We start from the raw sequence: 19,480 nt of genomic DNA, 5'->3' as shown, positions 1-19,480 counted from the left end.
CACAGCGGTCGAGATCGGGACTGCTCGTTGTTTGCGTCCTTTGCCGTGGGCGATGTTGATGTGAGCACCGGGCCGATCGAGTTGAACATCGGCGATGGTGAGCGCTGTTGTTTCTGTGACCCTGAGCCCGGTTTGGGTCATGACGGTGAGGATGGTGTGGTCGCGTCTCCCGCACCAGGTGTCGGTGTCGGGGGCGGCGAGCAGTGCTTCGGTTTCGGGTCGGGTGAGGAACGAGACGGTGGCCCGGTCGGTCCGTTTCTGGGGGATTGTGAGGACGCGTTGGATCGTCTCGGCGTGTTCGGGGTGCTGGTGGGCCGCGTATTTGTAGAACGATCTGATCGCGGCGAGGCGGGTGTTGCGGGTGGAGGGGCTGTTGTGCCTTTCGGTTTCGAGGTGGTGGAGAAACCCTCCGATGAGGGTGGCGTCAAGCTGACCGATATCAAGATCGGATGGGTCGGTGTTGGTGTGGTCGGTGGTGTAGGCGATGAGGAGCCGGAAGGTGTCTCGGTAGGCGGCGATGGTGTTCGGGCTGGCGGCTCGTTGTTTGATGAGCCGGTCACAGAAGAACGCTTGAAGGGTCGGAGCGAGTGCGGTCATGAGAGCACCCCCGCGGCTGCTTCGAGTCGGTCTGCTGCGAACCCGAGAAGTTCGGGTGTGGCCTCCAAATACCAGTAGGTCGACGACGGCTCGGTGTGGCCGAGGTAGGTCGACAACAGGTGGACACGCGAATCGATGTTGAGGCCATCTCGATACCAGCCGGTCAGGGTCACCACAGCGAACGTGTGGCGGAGACAGTGGATGCGGGGCCGGCAACGTTCCGACCGTGCGGTGATCCCGGCGTCCCTGGTGAGACGCTGAAAGTTGGGGTGAACGTTCTCATAGAAGAGCCGGGTCCCGACCGTCGAGACGAACAACGCCTCACACCGCTTGGTGCTCAGGGTGGTGTCCCGAAGCTGGCTGTAGGCGACGAGCGCGTCGGTGGTGCTTGGATGCAACGGAATCCGGCGGGTCTTCCCGAACTTGGTGTCACGGATCGTGAGCACCCCCGAGTCCGGATCGAAATCGGTGCGGTCAAGGCGGATCGCCTCACCGACCCGCATCCCGGTCACCGCCAACAGGCCGATCAACGTCCCATACGTTGCGGCTTTCAACGGTGTGTGGATCTTGTCGGCCGCGGCGAGCAGCGCACGGATCTGGGTGTCGGTGTAGATGAACGGCTCGGCCCGCCGGGAGTGCGCCGGGAACACATCGGCGGGAGGAACCTCGGTGGCCGGGTCGGTCGCCTGATGATGTTTCGCGAACACGCGGACCACCCCGAGCCGGGTCGCCCACCAGTCGGGCTGCGCTTCGGCGGGCATGGTTGCCCACTCGACGGCCAGGGTGGTTGTGATCGTGGTGGTCTCGCGGCCGTGGAGAAACTCGACGAAGTCGTGGAGAAGACGGTTATGTCGTTCGAGTTTGTGGCCCAACGAACGTCGGAGCGTGAGGTAGTCATCGACAGCACCATGGAGGTCACTCATCGGGCACCTCCGGGCCAGACCATCGCCAACGAACGCAACGCCTCGAGGTCGCATTTGGCGTAGATCGCGGTGGTCGACATGCTTCGGTGACGGAGAACCTGGCCGACCTCGGCGAGTGCGGCACCGGCCCCCAACATGTCGGTCGCAGCACTATGTCGCAGCCGGTGAGGGCCGAATCGTTCGATCCCGGCCCGCTCACACGCTTGCCCCACAACCCCTTGCACAGCACCTCTTGTCATTGGTCCGTGAGGTGCCAGCAGCCTCAGAAACACGTTCCGGTCCGTTGTCGGGCGTCGACCGTGAGCCAGATAGCCGACAATGGCCTCCCCCACATCTGCTGGGAGCGGGAGCCGTTCAACCCGGACCCCTTTGCCGGTCACCGTGATCTCCCCGGCGTCCCAATCGATGTCCTCCAAACACAACCCGGCCACCTCACCAGCCCGCAACCCCAGCCGTGACAACAACACCAAAACCGCGTAGTCACGCCGTCCGGCGACAGTGGTCCGGTCACACCCCGCCAACAACGCCGCAACCATCTCGGATGCCACCGCCTTGGGCAACGCCGCGCCCCGCCAGCCCGCAACCCCCGGAACCGCCGTCGACAAATCAACCGACGTCCAACCAGCTGCGAACAAAAACCGCAGAAACGAACGGGTATCGGACACCAACAGCTTTGCTGTGCCAACACTCCGCTCAGGACACTCACGGCCCACAAACCGGTGAACATCACCCGCTTCCAAAACGTCGACGTCGACACCGGTCGACCCCAGGAACAACCAAGCTGTTCGCACACGCCGTTCGACCGTGCTGACCGTCAGCGCCCGTTCCTCAACCAACCAACACCGGTATCCGTCAACCAGTTCCTCAACCGGGCCGACCGGGCCAACCACAACCCGCTCCGGTATCGCACCAACCGACCGCAGAAACCCCAACAGCGGCTCCAACGCCCTCAACGAATGAAACGACGTGTAGCCCTCAGCACGCCGATCAGCCAGGAACAACTCAGCCTCAGCTTCGCAAAGCGCCTCAACATCGAGACCACCAGAGGCCATCCACCGGCTCACATGCGCGAACAAACGCACCTGATTCGCAGCCGACAACGGCGTATAGCCACTCCGGCCCAGCTCCTCAACGAAACCATCCCGAAACGGGACCAACGGGCCACACACCCGAACATCCAACGGACCACTCATCGTCACTCTCCTGTCCAATAGCGGACAGGAAGCCTCGATCAGAACCCCAGGATTATGCCGAACACGACAACCCAAACTCCGCGCTCACCAACACATCCGCACCACTGTTCGGCATAATCACGGATTCGGCATAATGTGGCAAACACAACCGCTGGAAGCAAAAGGGCTTCCGGATCCAACGAACCCCGGACGGCAAATGGCACACCACCCGCCCCGACGGCAGCCAACTCGAGTAGGCTGGCGGGCTGCCGTCAGGCAAGCCGATCGTTGCTTGAGTGCCCGGGGTGGGACTTGAACCCACACGCCCTTTCGGACAAGGGATTTTGAATCCCCCGCGTCTGCCATTCCGCCACCCGGGCTTGGGTGGAGCGCCGATGGTAGCCCGACGGAGCGCTCGGCCACCACCGAGAACCGCTGTGCCGTGCACCATCGACCCACGGTCGTCGGCATGGCCACATCCATTGACTACCATCTGGCCCGTGAGCCGTGGACTGAAGGTGTTGTTGTTGGCCCTGCTGACCATATTTGTGGCCAGAGAGATCATGTTTCGGCGCAACCTGGCCGACTTCAACCCGGACACCGCACCCTTCGGCGACTGACCCACACCTCCTTGGACGCGCCGATGGGAGCGCCGAAGCGCTCCCATCGGGTTGAATCACTCGCATTCGAGGCCTGAACGGCCCCGGGCGATCAGGGCTGAACCTCGCCCTTGGCAACCTTCTTCAGCTTGGAACCAGCTGAGATCTTCACGGCCTTGGTGGCCGGGACCTGGATCTGCTCGCCGGTCTGCGGGTTGCGGCCCATGCGAGCCTTGCGCTCGGTCTGCTCGAAGGAGATGAAGCCGGGGATGGTCAGCTTGTCGGTGCCCTTCGCAACCACCTCGCCGACGACGGTGATGAACTCGCCGAGCACTGCGTTGACGTCCTTCTCGGACAACTCGGTGCGACGGGCGATGGTCGAGACCAGTTCACTCTTGTTCATGGGTGCCTCCTCAGCGGTTCGTCCGCTTGAATCGTGTACGAACCGACTTGGTTCGGGGTCAATGTGACCCTATTGCGCCGCCCGCCACGTTTCGCAACCCGGGACCTGGGCAACCGCCCGGAATCCACTGAATCGCGAAGGTGAATGACAACGGTGTAACTCTAACAGTTTCGGGCGGGTTCTGGAACCCACCGGGTTGCGAGAGCCCTACGGGCACAAGGAATCCGGGGCATCAGGCCGTCAGCGGGCAGGGAAGGGACCGCTGAAACATGCGGAGACCAGCGGTCGCCATCAGGCGCCTCGATCGAGTGCATCGCGGAATGTGGCGACCTGTTCGGCCACCTGGTCGGGCGATCCACCCTCCAACACCGTGCGAACGAAGGCCGAACCAACCACGACACCGTCGGCCACCTCGCACACCTCCACCGCCTGCTGTGGTGTGGACACCCCAACGCCCACCAGCACAGGCAGGTCGGTGATGGCCTTGGCCCTCCGGGCGATCTCCTTGGCGGAGTCGGCCAGGCTGGCCCGCTCCCCGGTGACTCCGAGCAGCCCGACTGCGTAGAGAAAGCCTCTGGACCGGTCGGCGATGCGCTGGAGACGCTCATCGGGGGTGGTGGGTGCAGCCAGCAGCACAGTCTCGACACCCGCCCCGTCGGCGGCCGCAATCCACGGGCCGGCCTCGTCCAGGGGAAGGTCGGGCAGGATGGCCCCGGCAATGCCGGCGCGGGCCAACTCGCCCGCAAACCTCGTGACACCAGGGCGGAACACCAGGTTGTAATAGGTCATGACAGCGAGCGGAATGCCCACGTCGGCGGCGCCCGCGGCCTCGATCACCTCGTAGGGCAGCGCGCCTTCCCTGAGCGCCTGGTCGGAGGCGGCCTGAATGGTGGGGCCATCCATCACCGGGTCGGAGAAGGGCACGCCGATCTCGATGGCATCGGCGCCGGCCTGGGCGACGGCCTCGACGGTGGGCACCCACTCCCCCAGCCCGCCGGTGAGGTACGGCACGAGTGCCTTGCCACCGTTGGCCCTGCGGCGCCGCAGCGCCGCCTCCAGCCGTCCGGGCGTGTGCTGGTGCTCTGGGGCTGAAGCGTCCGGGGCGTTCATCCGAGCACCTCCATCATCTGGCCCACGTCCTTGTCGCCCCTACCCGACAAATTGACCAGCACGGTCTTGCCTGCCAGCTCGGACCTGGCCTTGGACACCCAGGCGAGGGCATGGGCCGACTCCAGCGCCGGGATGATCCCCTCGGTGCGGCTGAGCAACTGGAACGCCTCGATGACCTCCGCATCGGTCACCGGCACGTAACGGGCCCGGCCCTCTGCGGCCAGATGGCTGTGCTCGGGGCCGACACCCGGGTAATCCAAACCTGCCGAGATCGATTGGGCCTCGACCACCTGGCCGACGTCGTCCTGCTTCAGATACGAGGCCATGCCGTGCACCACGCCGACGGCCCCTCCGCCGATGGCGGCGCCACCAGCGGGCTCCACACCAACCAGCTCGGCATCGGTGTCGACGAACCCGGAGAAGATGCCGGCGGCGTTTGAACCGCCGCCGACGCAGGCCGTTACCACGTCGGGGTCGGCGCCGGTGAGCTTTCGCACCTGCGCATACGCCTCCTCGCCGATCACCCGGTGAAACTCACGCACCATCCAGGGATACGGGTGAGGGCCCATCACCGAACCCAGGCAGTAGTGGGTGGACTCGACGGTGGCCACCCACGAACGCATCGCCTCGTTGACCGCGTCCTTCAGGGTGCGGCTGCCGCTGCGGGCGGGACGCACCTCCGTGCCCAGCAGGCGCATGCGAAACACGTTGAGCTCCTGGCGAGCCATGTCCACCTCCCCCATGTAGACCACACACTCCATGCCCATGAGCGCCGCTGCCGTGGCGGTGGCGACGCCGTGCTGACCGGCACCGGTCTCGGCCACCAGCTTGGACTTGCCCATACGCCGTGCCAGCAGCGCCTGGCCCAGCACGTTGTTGATCTTGTGCGAGCCGGTGTGGTTGAGGTCCTCCCGCTTGAGTAACACCCGGCAACCCAGCTCCTCGGACAGGCGGTGGGCCTCGGTGAGCGGGCTGGGGCGACCGGCGTAGTCGGTGAGGAGGCCGTTGAGCTCGGACCGGAACGCCTCGTCGGCCCAGGCGTCACGGAACGCCGCCTCCAGCTGCTGGCAGGCCGGCACCAGCGTCTCGGGCACATATCTGCCGCCAAATTCCCCAAAGCGACCGGTGGAACCCGGATCGCCCATGTGAGTTGTAGTGGTCACCCGTGCTCCTGGAACGCTCGAAGTCGGGCGTCACCCTACGCCGGGCTGTCGTTGCACCCGAAGCGTGTTCCCTAACCGGCGGCCGGTGTGCGAGCCATGGCGTCCCGATACAACTGCTCGTAGGAGGCGGCCAGGCGCTCCATGGAATAGGCGTTGGCCCGTCGATGGCCGGCCACGACCAGGCGTTTCGCCAGCGCCTGGTCGCCCAGCACGGCGTTGAGCGCCTTTGCCAGCGCGGTGGGGTCGTCGGGTTCGGCGAGGAGCGCGTTGCGGTCGTGGGTGCCCACGTTGGTGTAACCGGGGATGTTTGAGGCGACCACCGGCGTACCGGCCGCCATCGCCTCCAGCAGGACGACCCCGAAGCTCTCGCCACCGATCGCAGGTGCGCAGAACACGGTGGCCCCGGCCATGCGCGCATCCCGCTCGGCGTCGCTGAGGCGGCCAAGCCACTCGATGCGATCGTCGCCCACCGTGGACGCCTGAAGCTCGTCGGTCAACGGACCGGTGCCGGCCACCCACAGGCTGACGTCCTGGGGAAGCTGCTTCATGGCCTCCAGCAGGACGGCAAGGCCCTTGCGTGTCTCATGACGCCCCACGAAGAAGATGGAGGGACCCTCGGCCTCGTGGGGGGTGACTCGGGCGAACGCCTCGGTGTCCACGGCGTTGAACAGCACCAGCATGTCGTCGTCGTCGAACCACACCCCTGCGGTGGAGCGGGCGTCGTCCGACACGGCCACGCGCACGTCCAGGCGCCGGACGGCCCAGGAACCCAGCGGCCGCAGCCACGATGAGTAGGCCGAGAAGTCGCCCGAGGCGTGGAACGTGCCGACCATCGGGCAGGGTTTCACCACCAGTGCCGTGTTGGTGATGCCGGGCACCAACGGTTCGTGCAGGTGCAACACATCGAAGTCCTCGTCCCACACGGCGCGCATCACGCGCAGCTGTGCCGACAGGTCCGGGGCCAGCGGCGCCACCGAACCGTTGGTGGCGAACGGAATGGACGCACCCAACGGGGTCACGCCCGGCTCGGGCGGCGGCCCATCGCACGGCGCCAACACGCGTACCTCGTGGCCCCGTCGTCGCAGCGCCCTGGCCAGGCCCAGCACCTGGCCCTGCACGCCACCGGGCACGCTCAGGCTGTAGGGGCAGACGAGACCGATGCGCATCGGCGAGAGGCTAGTTGTCCGGCCCTATCGGCTTGGATCCGGGCAGCGGGTCGGGCGAGTACCCGGCGGCGCGGAGTGCCACGATGTCGCTCGGCCAGTTGGCGGACTGAAGGTGCCACTGCTCGGGGTGAGCCGAAATGAGCTCCTCCAGTTCGTAGGCCAGGTGCTGGGTGAGACGCGCAATGTCGGAACGCAATCGACCCTCGCGGGTGAGATCCATCGGTGGCCGCACCACGCCAAGCACACGGTTGCCGGCGGTCTCATAGACGGCGGCGGGCAGCAGTGCTGCGCCGGTGCGCAGCGCCATGGTGACCGGGCCGGCGGGCAGGCGCGTGCGCTCACCGAAGAACTCCACCTCTGGGCCGCCGCCACCGATGTCGCGGTCCGACAGCAGACAGACGACGTGGCCCTGCTTCACCGCACGGCTGATGGCACCCACCGCAGCGGGCCCCAGCGGCACCACGTTGATGCCCAGCGCCTGGCGTTTGGCATGGAACCAACTGAACAGCTCTGGCGGCTCGATCGTTTCAACCACGGCGGTCACCTCCACGCCGTGCACCCGGGTGAGCCACGCCGCCGCCCACTCCCACCTGCCAACGTGGGGCAGCGCCAGGATCGGTCCGGTGCCCGTGGCGAGCGCCTCGTCGACATGATGCAGTCCCCGACTGTCGAAATTGGCCGCCAACTCGTCGATCGACATGTTGGGCAGTCGGAGCAGGTCCTCCCAATAGCGTCCGTACGACCGGAACGCCGCAGTGGTGAGGGCCTGGCGTCGCAACGGCGTGAGGGTGTGGCCTGTGGCCCGGTCGAGGTTGCGCTGAATCAGCAGGCGACGCTCGGCCAAAATCGGGGCCACCGCGGTGCCGAGACCCTGGGAGATGAGGTTGGCCCCCGGCCGGGGCAGGAGGCCGGCGGCGCGGGTGCCCACCTTGAACAGGTCGAGGACGGAGATGCCCAGCACCATTCAGCGCACCGTCACGTTGATGTGGCTACCGAAGTGGCTCTGGATCAGCGGCGCGATGCCAGACGGCGGTCGCGTGCGTCCCGACGGATCTGCCAACGCTCGGCCATGGTGGCCTCGCTGCGCCGGGGGCGGCGACGCTGACGGGAGGTGGGGGGGCGCTCGGCGGAGGCCTGCTTCCATACTTTGACGAAGCGCTGAACGGCGGTACCCACGTTGAGGACCACCATCAGGAGCAGCGCGGGGATCATCAGCACGGGGAACAGCAGCGCCACCAGGAAGATCACGAAGCGCTCGGCCCGCTCCACCAGCCCGCCGCGGGCGTCGAAGCCAAGCGACTCGGCTTTGGCGCGTATGTAGCTCACCCAGGAGGCGCTGGCCAGCACCGCCACCGGCAGCCACACCCAGTTGGGTCGGGTCTGGCTGAAGTTCACTGCGACGGCGCCAAAGAGCAGCGCGTCGGTGACACGGTCGACCACCGAATCGAAGAAGGCACCTCTGGGGCCGGCGGTGCCCGAGGCTTTGGCGACGGCGCCGTCGAGCAGGTCCGGCACCCCGGTGAGGACGACGAGCAGAAGCCCCAAATGCCACCAGCCGAGGCTGATGACGACCGCCGCAGCGACCGCCATGACCAGGCCGGCGATGGTCAGGTGGTCGGCGGTGATGCCGGTGCGCTTGATCTGATGGCCAACAGGCTTGAGCTTGGCCTCGACCTGGGGACGGAAGTTTCCGTCGAACATGGGTTTCTCCCCTCGGGGTGCTTACTTTTGCAAGCATAGCGACCGCCGTCGTGTCATGTGAAGGTTTACGCCTGATCGGAGTCCCACTGGTCCGGGTTTTCCTCGGCGAACCACTCGACGATGTCGCCGCTGATGCCGTCCACCAGCACGATGCCGCGGTTTTTCGGGGGGTTCTCGGCGGAGTAGATGAGAATGCGCCACGTCGGGGTGGACAGCCAGCCCCGCCACACCTGCTGCGCCGACGAGTGACCCACCGGGAAGCCCACGATGGCGCCCGCAGTGGCGAAGGCCTCCTGATCGTCGACGTTCAGCGTGCGCCCGGCGAACAGTCCGTAGATGCCGAACACCGCCAGCAGCGCGCCGGCGACCGCCAGGCCGGTATTGACGGTGGCGTCGCCCTCGAACGCAATCGACACCGCGATCGCTCCGGCACCCAGCACCAGGTAGATCAGCGCAGGAATGCGGCGACGGTTGTTGTTGGGGAAGGTGATGGGGCCGGCGGCGGTGAAGTCGAGATCCTCGGGTAACTCGTCGACGTGCTCGTCGACGGTGCCCTCCTCGGTGTGGTCCTCGCTGGTTGAGTCGTCACTCACAGGGTCATCCTTCCATCCATGCGGCGGGGGCGCCGCCTGGCCAGCCGGCGCGCAGCCGGTCCCAGGCCTCGGGCAGCGCCACCGGCAAGGTGCGGGTGTCGGCGGTTGCGGTCATGAAGTTGGCGTCTCCGGCCCAACGGGGAACCACATGCACGTGCAGGTGATCACTCTGGGAACCCCCGGCCGCCTCGCCCAGGTTGACACCCACGTTGACGGCGTCGCAGCCCAGACCGTCGGTGCAGGCCGCCGTGAGGTCACGAACGAGCGACCACAACTCGGCAAACTCATCGTCGTTCAGGTCGCTCAGGCCCGGGACACCGCGGTTGGGCAGCACCATGGCGTGGCCGGCGGTGTAGGGGAACAGGTTGAGCAGGACGAAGCAGTGGCCGCCGCGTGCCACCACAAACTTGTCGCGATCGGTTCCGGGGGCGGCCAGGATCCGCTCGAACAACGTGAGGTCGTGCGTCGGGGCCGCGTCGCCGAGTGTGCCCACGTAGTCGGATCGCCACGTGCTCCACAGGTGCTCGAGCGTCACAACGGGTCCGGTGGTGACGCGGCCGTGCTGGACGCGTCGTCGATCACCTGGTGGGCCACACCCGGGGCTTCGGGGACACCCTTGGATTCCACCTCTGCGCTCAGGCGACCAATGAACTCGGCGACGCCGACGTCGCGCTCCACCGAACCGCCGCGAGGGTTGACGCCCACGGTGTCGTGGGCGATGTCGTCGTCGCCGACGACGAGCACGTAGGGCAGCTTCTGGCCCTTGGCGTTGCGGATGCGCTTGCCAAGGGTGTCGTTGGCCTCGACGACCTCGGATCGATACCCGGCGGCCTTCAGCCGTGCGGCCAGGGCGTGGGCATAGTCGTCGTGGGAGTCGGCCACTGGCAGGATCGCCACCTGTACCGGCGCCAACCAGGTGGGGAACGCCCCGGCGTAGTGCTCCACCAGCACACCGAAGAAGCGCTCCACCGACCCGAACAGGGCCCGGTGGATCATGATGGGCCGGTGGCGTTCGCCATCGGAACCCACGTACTCCAACTCGAAGCGCTGCGGAAGTTGGAAGTCCACCTGGATGGTGGACATCTGCCAGGTTCGCCCGATGGCATCCCGGGCCTGTACGGAGATCTTGGGGCCGTAGAAGGCGCCGCCGCCGGGATCCATCACCAGGTCGAGGCCCTGTCCCTCCGCCACCTCACGGAGCGCCTCGGTGGCCTCGTCCCACTCCTCGTCGGTGCCCACCGCCTTCTCCTCCGGTCGGGTCGACAGCTCCAGGTAGAAGTCGTCCAGGCCGTAGTCACGCAGCAGCGACAGCACGAAGTCGAGCAGTGACGCCAACTCGGCGGCCATGTTCTCCTTGGTGGTGAAGATGTGGGCGTCGTCCATGGTGAGGCCGCGCACCCGGGTGAGCCCGTGCAGCACGCCCGACTTCTCGTAGCGGTACACCGTGCCGAACTCGAACATGCGCAACGGCAGCTCCCGGTAGCTGCGCATCCGTGAGCGAAAGATCAGGATGTGGAACGGGCAGTTCATCGGCTTCAGGTAGTAGTTGGTGGCGTTGCCGTCGCCGTCCAGGTCCAACTGCATCGGCGGGAACATGCCGTCGGCGAACCAGTCGAGGTGGCCCGAGGTTTGGAACAGGTTCTCTTTGGTGATGTGGGGCGAGTTGACGAACTCGTAGCCCGCCTCGGCGTGGCGCTTGCGGGAGTAGTCCTCCATCAGCATGCGCACGATGCCACCCTTGGGATGGAACACCGCCAGACCCGAGCCGATCTCGTCGGGAAAGCTGAACAGGTCGAGCTCCGCGCCCAGTCGGCGGTGGTCGCGGGCGGCCGCCTGCTCGAGGCGTTCGAGGTGGGCGCCGAGGTCGTCCTTGGAGGTCCACGCGGTGCCATAGATGCGCTGCAGCATCGGGTTGGCCTCAGAGCCGCGGAAGTAGGCGCCCGCCACCCGCATCAGCTTGAACCAGCCGAGCTTGCCGGTGGAGGGCACGTGGGGGCCGCGACACATGTCGATGAACCCGTCACCGTTGCGGTAAAAGCTGATCGCCTCGCCTGCCGCCGCATCACCATCGGAGTCGTCGCCCGCTGAGGCGGCCGACATGAAGGCCTGCTTGTACGGGTGATCGGCCATCTCGGCCATGGCATCGTCCAACGGCAACTCGTACCGTTCGAATCGCTGATTGGACTTGATGATCTGATTCATCCGCTTTTCGATGCGGACGAGGTCGTCCTCGGAGAAGGTGCCGCCCCCGGGCAGCTCGAAGTCGTAGTAGAAGCCGTCCTCGATGGGCGGACCACCGGCGAACGTGGCGCCGGGCCAGAGGTCGAGCACCGCCTGTGCCAACACGTGAGCGGTGGAGTGGCGCAGGTGCTCGAGCACCTCGGGGTCGCGTTTGGTGAGGAACCTCACCTGCGCTCCGTCGGGCAACGGTGCGCCAAGGTCTTTGGGCTCGCCGTTCACCTCGGCGATCAGCACCGCCTTGGCCAGGCCGGGCCCGATGTCGGCGGCCAGGTCGGCCCCAGTGGCCCCCTCGTCCAGTTCTCGTTGTGAACCGTCGGGAAGCGTGACCAGGATCGCTGACATAGGCGACGCAGGTTACTCCCCTGGGCTGACCCGGCCGGAACAGCCGAAGCGGGGAGCCCGAAGCACGCCGGGGCGCACCGTCGGGCTCCCCACCTCGGTGGGGGGTGACCCTGCCGTTGGGGCTAGGCGGTGACCAGTGGGCGGGGCTTGAGCACCGTGGAGGAGGACGCTCGTTCCAACAACCCGCCCGAGTTGGTCGTGGCATCGGCTACCTCGTCCGAAGGCAACGGCTCGGCGGCCGAATCGTCGACCGCGCGGTTGGTGGTGACCGACGAAGCTGCGCCGACCCCGATGCCGGGCGTCAGCGGGCGGGCTGCCAGGACCGAACTGGAGGACGGCCGGGTGGCCACCGATGAGGCGGTCGAGTTGGACGAGGTGGCGGCGGGACGCAGGTGGCGCCCACCCCTGACCTCGCCACCGACACCAGGCAGCACGGTGGCCGAGGAGGCGGCCGCAGCGGCCGGCTCTCGAGAGGCCTCCGGCTTGGCGGCCTTCGTGGCGTAGGTGTCGTCGTAGCTCTGGCCTGTCAGCCGACGGATCTCCCACATGACCTCGTCGGTCAGTTGGCGCAGCGCCAAACGGTCACCCAGCCGATCGCTGTAGCGATCAGGTGAGATCGGCTCACCGAAGCGGATGAGCACATCGCGGAACGGCCTGGGGAACTTGGCATCGGGTGGCTGCACCGCCAAGGTGCCGAGCAGCCCCACCGGCACGATCGGCGAGTTGGTCTCCATCGCCAGGCGCGCCATGCCGGTGTGGCCCTTGTGGAGGTCGCCGGACCGGCTGCGGGTGCCCTCCGGGTAGATGCCAAACAGCTCGCCCCGCCGTAGAACGTCGGCGGCGGCGTCGAGTGCGGCCTGAGCGTGCTCGCCGCCACGCCGGTCGATCGGGATCATGCCCATGGCAGGAAACAGCGTCTTGGTTTTCCAGTCGTCGAGATACTCGGCCTTGCCCACATAGGTGATGCGACGGGGCAGGCTGCACGGCACGAAGAACGAATCGAGCACCGACAGGTGGTTGGGCGCAATGATGGCGCCACCGCTGAGGGGGACGTTCTCAGCACCCTCGATGGTGACCCTCCAGGCGAAGTTGAACGCCGGCCTCAGCACGGCCTTGATGGGCCTTTGCAGCTGTCCAATTTCCAGTGGGCCCATCCCAAATGGCATTCGTTCTCCCCTTGCGGTCGATTACCTGCGGAGCGCTTCATGAGGCTCCTCGTGCGAGGTACCCAAACATGACGATTTGGTAACGGAGCCATTCTGGCGCATCGCCGCCGGGATTGATACGCAAGCGGGGCGATTTCTCACGAAAGTCTGAGAGATTTCATCGCACCGAAACAATGAACGAGCGTCACGCGGGAGTGGGCTCAGCGCTGGAGGTCCACTCCAAGCAGCAGCGCCGCCTCGGAAACGCCCTCACCCCGTGCGACCGCAGCATCGATTGCGGCGATGGCGGAGGGGGTATCGAGATCGTCGTCGAGTGCGACGCGGACCTCGTTGAGACCACCGTCGCCGTCCCCCGCCTGCTGCCAGCGCAGCCAACGCTGCTGAGCGTCGGGCATCAGGTCGTCGCCGAACTCCCACTCGGTGCGGTAGTGGTTGCCCAGCACCCCCAGGCGGATGGCCATGGGATGGAACTGCTGGGAGAGCTCGCTGACGAAGGCCAGGTTGCCAAGCGACTTCGACATCTTCTCGCCGTCCATATGCACCATTGCCTGATGCATCCAGTGGCGCACCAGCGGCTGACCGGTGGCGGCCTCCGATTGGGCCGCCTCGCACTCGTGATGCGGGAAGATCAGGTCGGACCCGCCGCCATGAAGGTCGATGGTGGTGCCAAGTTCGCGCAGGCACAGGGTGGAGCACTCGATGTGCCAGCCCGGTCGGCCCGGCCCCCACATCGACTCCCACGACGGTTCGTCGTCGGCGGAGGGCTGCCACAAGACGAAGTCCAGCGGGTCCCGCTTGTTGGGATCGTCCGGGTTTCCACCCCGCTCGGCGGCCAGCGCCAGCATGTCCTCCCGCGACAAGCCGGACAGCGATCCGAACGACCGAAGCGTCGCCACCTCGAAGTACACCGAGCCACCCGACTCGTAGGCATGGCCCGAGTCGATCACCATGCCGATGAAGCCGCGGATGTCAGGGATGGCGGAGGTTGCCCGGGGCTCGGAGTAGGCGGGCAACATGCCGAGCGCCTCCATGTCCGCGTCGAACCGGGCCATCTCGGCGGCGGCGAGGTCGAGGTAGTGCACACCCAACTCGCGCGCCTTGGGCAGGATCGAGTCGTCCACGTCGGTGATGTTGCGCACGCAGCGGGTCTCGTGGCCGAGGTCCCGCAGGCGGCGCTGCAACACGTCGTAGGTGAGATAGGTGGCCGCGTGGCCGAGGTGGGTGGAGTCGTAGGGCGTGATGCCGCACGTGTACATCGTGACCACGGGACCGGGTTCGAACGGCACGATCTCCCGCCGCTTGGTGTCGAAGAGACGCACGACCGCCCCGCTTCAGCCCTTTGCAGTTTTCGCCGCAGTTTTGGCGGGCGCCTTCGCCTTGGCGCCGGGCGATGCCTTGGTGCGGCGATCCTCCGGATTGATGCCGGTGAACCGGACCGCGGCCCTGGTGCGGTACTTCACGTTGAGCTGCAACAGGACCGCTGCGAAGGCCTCGATGGGCGCGGCGTTGGACAACTCGCCGGCATCAAGGCCGCGCAGGTCGGGAATGGCGTTGACGATGTCCAACGTGGTGTTGGTGGCCCCGTCATGGTCCGAGCACACCAACACGTCGCTCTCCACCGGATTGGCCAGGTCACCCAACTCCTTCGCCGGTACGTGGTGCATGGCCGCAGACACCAGCGACTTGGGGATGGCCGCCTGGATCGACGCAGCCACCGAACCACGGGGCGGCACCAGCGGCTGGAACTCGTGGGCCACCTTTGCCAGAGCGTTCGCCATGGAGATGACCACCTTGCCCGCCAGCAGGTCGGCCAAGGGCATCACCGTGGCGGCCGCAGCGTCCCACGGGGTGGCCACGACCACCACGTCGGCCCTGGCGGCGTCCTCGTTGTCACCGGCGTGGAGGTTGAGGACCTTGTCGGGCCACCTGTCCTTGATGCCGTCGACGACCTCCATGGCGCGGTACTTGGACCTGGATCCGATCCAGACCTCGTATCCCACCGACGACAGTCGAGCTGCGAGGCCGCTTCCGGCCGGTCCTGTTGCTCCAAGTACACCGATCTTCATGGGCGGCGATGGTAGTGGGATGCGGCGGACAACTCGGATTCCGCGCGCGGCCCCACCCGGGGTGTGAGAGCGTCGGTCGTCCGGGCGGGTCCGTCGCCGCCGACTTCAAGGAGGTGGTGCATGTTGCACACACGGATCAACCCAGCCAACGCTGAGCCGGTGCTCTCGGTGCGAGACCTGTCGGTCTGGCGGGGCGAGCGCCACCTGCTGAACGACGTCACCTGGGTGGTGTCGCCCGGTGAGCGGTGGGTGGTTTTGGGAGCCAACGGGTCGGGCAAGACCACGCTGGTGCGGGTGGCCACCTGGTGGGACCGGCCATCGGCCGGGAAACTCACCTTGCTTGGACACACCCTCGGACGCGCCGACGTGCGCTCGGTGCGAACGGAGGTGGGGTTCGTCAGCGTGGCGTTCGCCGACAAGATCCGTCCGGGGGTCACGGCTCACGACGTCGTCGTCTCGGCCCGCCACGGGGCGCTGGAGACCTGGTGGCATCACTACACCGCCGACGATCACGCCAGGGCTGCGGCATCGCTGGCCGAGATGGCCATGGCCGGCTTCGGCGAGCGGACCTTCGGATCGCTCAGCTCGGGCGAGCGTCAGCGGGTGCTGCTGGCCCGAGCCCTGATGGCCGACGCTCCCCTGATCGTCCTCGACGAGCCGTCAGCCGGCCTCGACCTGGGCGGTCGCGAAGACCTGCTGGGACGGCTCGACGCACTTGGTGCCGATCCGACCGGTCCGGCGCAGGTGTTGATCACCCATCACCCCGAGGAGATCCCCCCGAGCTTCACCCACGTGCTGTTGATCCGCGACGGAAGGGTGAGCGCCGCGGGCCCGATCGACGAGGTGCTCACCTCCGAGTCGCTCAGCGACACCTTTGGTCTGACGCTTCACCTCGAGCGTCGCGACGGGCGTTTCACCGCATGGGCGGCCACGTAGTCGAACCATATCGATCGGGTTGAGTTGCCATACCATCATCGACGCAGGGCCTCTGATCGTCGACGGAGAGAACGTGAACTCGCGTCTGTGGGCCCTGATCAAGCGAGCGACCGCCCGTGGCGAAGAGACCCATACAACCCACCCGGTACTCGCTCAGGTCTGGAGAGATCCGGCTCGACGGGCAAACCTGGCGCGAGCAGTTCGACACCGGAACCTTCGATGTCGTCGATGGGCATCTGGCGCTCGTGTCCGAGAAGCTCGGTACGTTGGGTTCGCTCCGAAACCTACCGATCCGACGACGGCGGACGGATCGCCAGGCCCAATCCCTGACGGTCGGCCACGAGCGCATCGGAGCGCTGCGCCAACGGAATCGCTCGCTCCATCGCTTCGTCGAGCAGCTCCAGCTGTGTGGTCAACGCTGGGCGGCGCTTGGCCGGCAGGTCGGCGGTCAGGTCATCGAGCAGGGCCCGGAGGCGCCGAACTATCTGGTATTGGCCGGCCCCGAACGCCCGAATCTCGTCGAGGGCCAGGGCGACCAGATCGTCCCACGTGGGGGCCGGGACCAGTACGCGCACCGTCCCTTGTTGATCGGTCACGACGCCGGTCGAGAGGTGCTTGGCGGCGGCATAACGCAGCACGTCCTCGATGCGATGGAGGCACTGGACCGCCGTGGTCGGGTCGTTCACCGCAGGTGACAGCGCCTTGATCGCCACGTCGACGAGAAGCCGCAACGTGAACGCCGGGTCATCCTCGATCGTCCGTTCGTCGCCAAACATCAGGGCACCGCTGAGCGGCCGCACCGGTAGCTTGTGATCGCCGTACACCCGGACCACCAGGCCTCCGGCGGCGATGTGGTCCCCCACCGCCGCACACATCTCGATCAGCGCGTCGTGGCGCTCGGCAATACGCAGCAACTCGTCGCGGTCGACGGCCACCAGGATGCCTCCCACGTCGGGATTTCGCACCTCCTGCACGGTCGAGCTGGGGTCGACGCTCGCCGCCGCTTGCTGGGCCGCCTCCACCTCGGTGCTGCTCACCGGGTACACGTCGTCGAACACCCGCCGCGCCTGGCTGTCAATGCGCTGGATGACGTGGGCAACCCGGAGGTTGTCCGACGTTCGGGAAATGAGGGCCAGAAACCAGGCGATGCTGGCGGCGGTCAACACCATCGCCCCGACGAGCGCGCGGTACGGCACGATGCTGTCGGCGCCGCGACCGCTGAGCGCCGTGGCGGTCAGGGCGAACACGAAGGTGGCGATGAAGGTGCCCAGGCTGTGCTTGATGACCGGGTCGTCGCGAAACCAGCGGAGAAACCGGGGTGAGAACTGGCTGCTGCCGAACTGCACGACGAGGAGCACCACCGACATGACGAATCCGGTAAAGGTGATCATGCCGCCACCAAGTGCGGCGAGCGCCGCGGTCGCGCTGGCCGCACTGAGATCGAGCGGCGACTGCAGCGGGCTGCTGTGGTCAAAGGCCACGAGCGCCACGCCGGTGCCCAAGGCGACCGCAGCGTACGCACCGGGAACGACCCAGAGGCTGCTTTTGATCCAGTGGCGGACCCGACGGACTCGCCAACGGCTGGATCGCTTCAATCCCACGTCAGCCGTCCGGGTGTCCCGTCGCAATGCCGTCGGCCCGGTCCTGGCCCTGAACGAAGGACTCCTTGGCAGCGGAGGCGTAGCCGGCGGTCGGGAGCACGCCCATCAGGGACTGCATGATCGCCCCACCCAGGTCCCGCTGCAGGTCGGCGGTGGCCGACGCCATGGTGGCCTTGGTGACATCTGACAGCGCCACGTTGGCCACCGCTCCCGCCCGCTTCGGGGCGGCCCCGGCGTCGACGGCGGATTGGGTCGTGGTCATGGAACGTTCGGGTCCTCGGGAGCGGACGGTGCCTGGTTGGTCACCTCGGCGTCGCCCAGGCGCCCCAGGAGCACCTCGTAGCCGGCCAGAATGACCAGCACGATCAACACCGAGAGCCATGACGTGGTGCTCCACCACAGCACCACCAGCGCCAGGACCACCCCCGCAATTCGAAGCGGGTCAAGGTGTTCCACCACCCAGTTGGTCGTGGCGGGATCGGTCCCCCGATCGCGTGCGGCGGTCGCCACCCCCGTCATCAGTGATGCCGTACGCCGGCGGATTGCCACAGCCCGGGGCCAGGGCGCAGTGGCCACAGCGAGCGCCACGAGTATGGCGAACCCCCAGAGAAGGATTCGCGTGCCGTCGAAGAGACCCTGAAGCACAGCGTCACTGATCGCGCCAACCGCACCCCGATTGGCCGGAACACGAACCAATCCGAGCAACTGATCCTGAGCGATCATCGCCGCCCGACGCATCAGGATCAGGAGGAGAACATCGACGACCGCCAGTTCGAGGACCGTCCGGCGGCGGTTGACCGACAGGGCGATGGCGCCGACGGTCGACGCAGCAAACAACACGATGGAGACCCACACGATGGTGTCGAAGATGGCAACGGCGTCCTGCACCTCCTTCAGCTTGCCGTGGTCGTAGATGGTGATCTGCCCGAAGTCTTGTGGGAGGTTCGTGCCGAGCGCACTGTTGACCTTGTCGATCGCCGCCGTTGGGATCTCGTCGATCTGGATATCGGGAATGTTGATGGTCTTCCCGAACAGGTCGGGTGAGACCGAGGTGATGCGCGCCAGGACCTGGTTGATCACCGGCACCAGGCTGATCGTGACCGACTCGTCGCCCGCCTGGACCATCTTTGCGTCGCCTCGCAACACCTTGACCGCCTCGGCATGACCCTGCCGGTTCAGCTCGATCCAGGTGCGCTTAAACCCGTCGCTGGCGACCAGTTTGGCAACCTCCTGACCCACAAAGGTCTGGAACGCGTTGGACAGGGGAACGGCGAGCACCCTGGCCCGATCTGGCAAGGACTGCTGAAGCAGAGCTTTGGGATCGATCAGCTTCATCGTCTCCGTGGTGATCGTGGCGCTCAGTGCAGCCTGCACCGCCGGGTCATCGATCAACGGTCCGACGTGCTCGACCCACACATCGGTGTCGAGGAGGCTGCGGTTCGCCCACACGCCGATGCTCCCGGTGAGGAACGCGAGACAAGAGATCGCCACGAGCACGACGGTTGCGGTGCGACGAACCACACGGCGCGAACGAGGCCGGCCCTGAAGGCCGGCCATCTCGACACGCATGGCCTCGCGCTCGGCGCGGGCCGCGTCGCGTTCTGCCCGCAATCTGGCAAGTTCGGCCTGTGGGTCCTCTGAGACCTCGGCGTCGTCTGCGGCGGCGTCTGGTGATGGCTTGTCGGTCAGTCCCATGGCGGT

General features: G+C 66.7%; 19 protein-coding genes and 1 tRNA gene. 1 reads left to right on the top strand and 19 read right to left on the bottom strand.

What is annotated here, in order from left to right; all coding sequences use genetic code 11:
• From MPARV_RS0116905 to npdG, 16 genes are all read right to left on the bottom strand, one after another.
• The coding region (locus MPARV_RS0116905; RefSeq protein WP_020379096.1) for a tyrosine-type recombinase/integrase at positions 1-597 on the bottom strand (597 nt) is incomplete at its 3' end.
• Complete coding sequence (locus MPARV_RS0116900) at positions 594-1,520, bottom strand: tyrosine-type recombinase/integrase (RefSeq protein WP_012228708.1); 927 nt, start codon at positions 1,518-1,520, stop codon at positions 594-596. The genes MPARV_RS0116900 and MPARV_RS0116905, both read right to left, overlap by 4 nt.
• Positions 1,517-2,713: a site-specific integrase gene (locus MPARV_RS0116895; protein WP_020379095.1), complete on the bottom strand. Its 1,197-nt coding sequence runs from the start codon at positions 2,711-2,713 to the stop codon at positions 1,517-1,519. The genes MPARV_RS0116900 and MPARV_RS0116895 overlap by 4 nt, the downstream gene beginning before the upstream one ends.
• A 276-nt stretch (positions 2,714-2,989) precedes the next feature.
• Positions 2,990-3,072: transfer RNA gene (locus tag MPARV_RS0116890), tRNA-Leu, on the bottom strand.
• 331 nt (positions 3,073-3,403) lie between these two features.
• Complete coding sequence (locus tag MPARV_RS0116880; RefSeq protein WP_012229432.1) at positions 3,404-3,694, bottom strand: HU family DNA-binding protein; 291 nt, start codon at positions 3,692-3,694, stop codon at positions 3,404-3,406.
• A gap of 291 nt (positions 3,695-3,985) precedes the next feature.
• Positions 3,986-4,804, bottom strand: coding sequence for a tryptophan synthase subunit alpha (gene trpA, locus MPARV_RS0116875; protein ID WP_012229431.1), 819 nt, complete (start codon positions 4,802-4,804; stop codon positions 3,986-3,988).
• On the bottom strand, positions 4,801-5,949 hold the full coding sequence (gene trpB / locus MPARV_RS0116870) for a tryptophan synthase subunit beta (RefSeq protein WP_020379093.1): 1,149 nt from the start codon (positions 5,947-5,949) through the stop codon (positions 4,801-4,803). The genes trpA and trpB overlap by 4 nt, the downstream gene beginning before the upstream one ends.
• Before the next feature lie 89 nt (positions 5,950-6,038).
• Positions 6,039-7,133: a glycosyltransferase family 4 protein gene (locus MPARV_RS0116865; RefSeq protein ID WP_020379092.1), complete on the bottom strand. Its 1,095-nt coding sequence runs from the start codon at positions 7,131-7,133 to the stop codon at positions 6,039-6,041.
• A gap of 10 nt (positions 7,134-7,143) precedes the next feature.
• Complete coding sequence (locus MPARV_RS0116860) at positions 7,144-8,097, bottom strand: phosphatidylinositol mannoside acyltransferase (protein WP_020379091.1); 954 nt, start codon at positions 8,095-8,097, stop codon at positions 7,144-7,146.
• 44 nt (positions 8,098-8,141) lie between these two features.
• On the bottom strand, positions 8,142-8,834 hold the full coding sequence (locus MPARV_RS0116855) for a CDP-alcohol phosphatidyltransferase family protein (RefSeq protein ID WP_012229426.1): 693 nt from the start codon (positions 8,832-8,834) through the stop codon (positions 8,142-8,144).
• A gap of 65 nt (positions 8,835-8,899) precedes the next feature.
• The gene (locus tag MPARV_RS0116850) at positions 8,900-9,427 is read right to left on the bottom strand and encodes a hypothetical protein (protein ID WP_020379090.1); all 528 of its coding nucleotides are present in this window, start codon (positions 9,425-9,427) and stop codon (positions 8,900-8,902) included.
• Positions 9,428-9,431: 4 nt separating this feature from the next.
• Complete coding sequence (locus tag MPARV_RS0116845; protein WP_012229422.1) at positions 9,432-9,962, bottom strand: HIT family protein; 531 nt, start codon at positions 9,960-9,962, stop codon at positions 9,432-9,434.
• Positions 9,959-12,010, bottom strand: coding sequence for a threonine--tRNA ligase (gene thrS / locus MPARV_RS0116840; RefSeq protein ID WP_012229421.1), 2,052 nt, complete (start codon positions 12,008-12,010; stop codon positions 9,959-9,961). The genes MPARV_RS0116845 and thrS overlap by 4 nt, the downstream gene beginning before the upstream one ends.
• Positions 12,011-12,132: 122 nt before the next feature.
• Entirely contained in the window at positions 12,133-13,176 is a 1,044-nt protein-coding gene (locus MPARV_RS21615; RefSeq protein ID WP_081582396.1) for a lysophospholipid acyltransferase family protein, read from the bottom strand.
• A 200-nt stretch (positions 13,177-13,376) separates the two neighbouring features.
• The gene (cysS, locus tag MPARV_RS0116830; RefSeq protein ID WP_012229417.1) at positions 13,377-14,495 is read right to left on the bottom strand and encodes a cysteine--tRNA ligase; all 1,119 of its coding nucleotides are present in this window, start codon (positions 14,493-14,495) and stop codon (positions 13,377-13,379) included.
• 12 nt (positions 14,496-14,507) lie between these two features.
• Complete coding sequence (npdG, locus tag MPARV_RS0116825) at positions 14,508-15,242, bottom strand: NADPH-dependent F420 reductase (RefSeq protein WP_020379088.1); 735 nt, start codon at positions 15,240-15,242, stop codon at positions 14,508-14,510.
• A 120-nt stretch (positions 15,243-15,362) separates the two neighbouring features.
• Here npdG and MPARV_RS0116820 point away from each other — a divergent pair, with 120 nt between their 5' ends.
• On the top strand, positions 15,363-16,178 hold the full coding sequence (locus MPARV_RS0116820) for an ABC transporter ATP-binding protein (RefSeq protein WP_020379087.1): 816 nt from the start codon (positions 15,363-15,365) through the stop codon (positions 16,176-16,178).
• 284 nt (positions 16,179-16,462) lie between these two features.
• On the opposite strand, the gene MPARV_RS0116815 is transcribed toward MPARV_RS0116820, so the two are convergent.
• The 3 genes from MPARV_RS0116815 to MPARV_RS0116805 are packed head-to-tail and all read right to left on the bottom strand — an operon-like array spanning position 16,463 to position 19,474.
• Positions 16,463-17,779, bottom strand: coding sequence for a DUF2254 domain-containing protein (locus tag MPARV_RS0116815; protein ID WP_031278986.1), 1,317 nt, complete (start codon positions 17,777-17,779; stop codon positions 16,463-16,465).
• Between the two features lies 1 nt (position 17,780).
• On the bottom strand, positions 17,781-18,041 hold the full coding sequence (locus MPARV_RS0116810; protein WP_020379085.1) for a hypothetical protein: 261 nt from the start codon (positions 18,039-18,041) through the stop codon (positions 17,781-17,783).
• Entirely contained in the window at positions 18,038-19,474 is a 1,437-nt protein-coding gene (locus tag MPARV_RS0116805) for a hypothetical protein (protein ID WP_012229409.1), read from the bottom strand. Before MPARV_RS0116805 ends, MPARV_RS0116810 begins: the two co-directional genes overlap by 4 nt.
• Positions 19,475-19,480 lie beyond the last annotated feature (6 nt).

The organism is Candidatus Microthrix parvicella Bio17-1 (assembly GCF_000299415.1).
Taxonomy (GTDB): Bacteria; Actinomycetota; Acidimicrobiia; order Acidimicrobiales; family Microtrichaceae; genus Microthrix; species Microthrix parvicella.
This window is presented reverse-complemented; position numbering and strand designations above follow the sequence as displayed.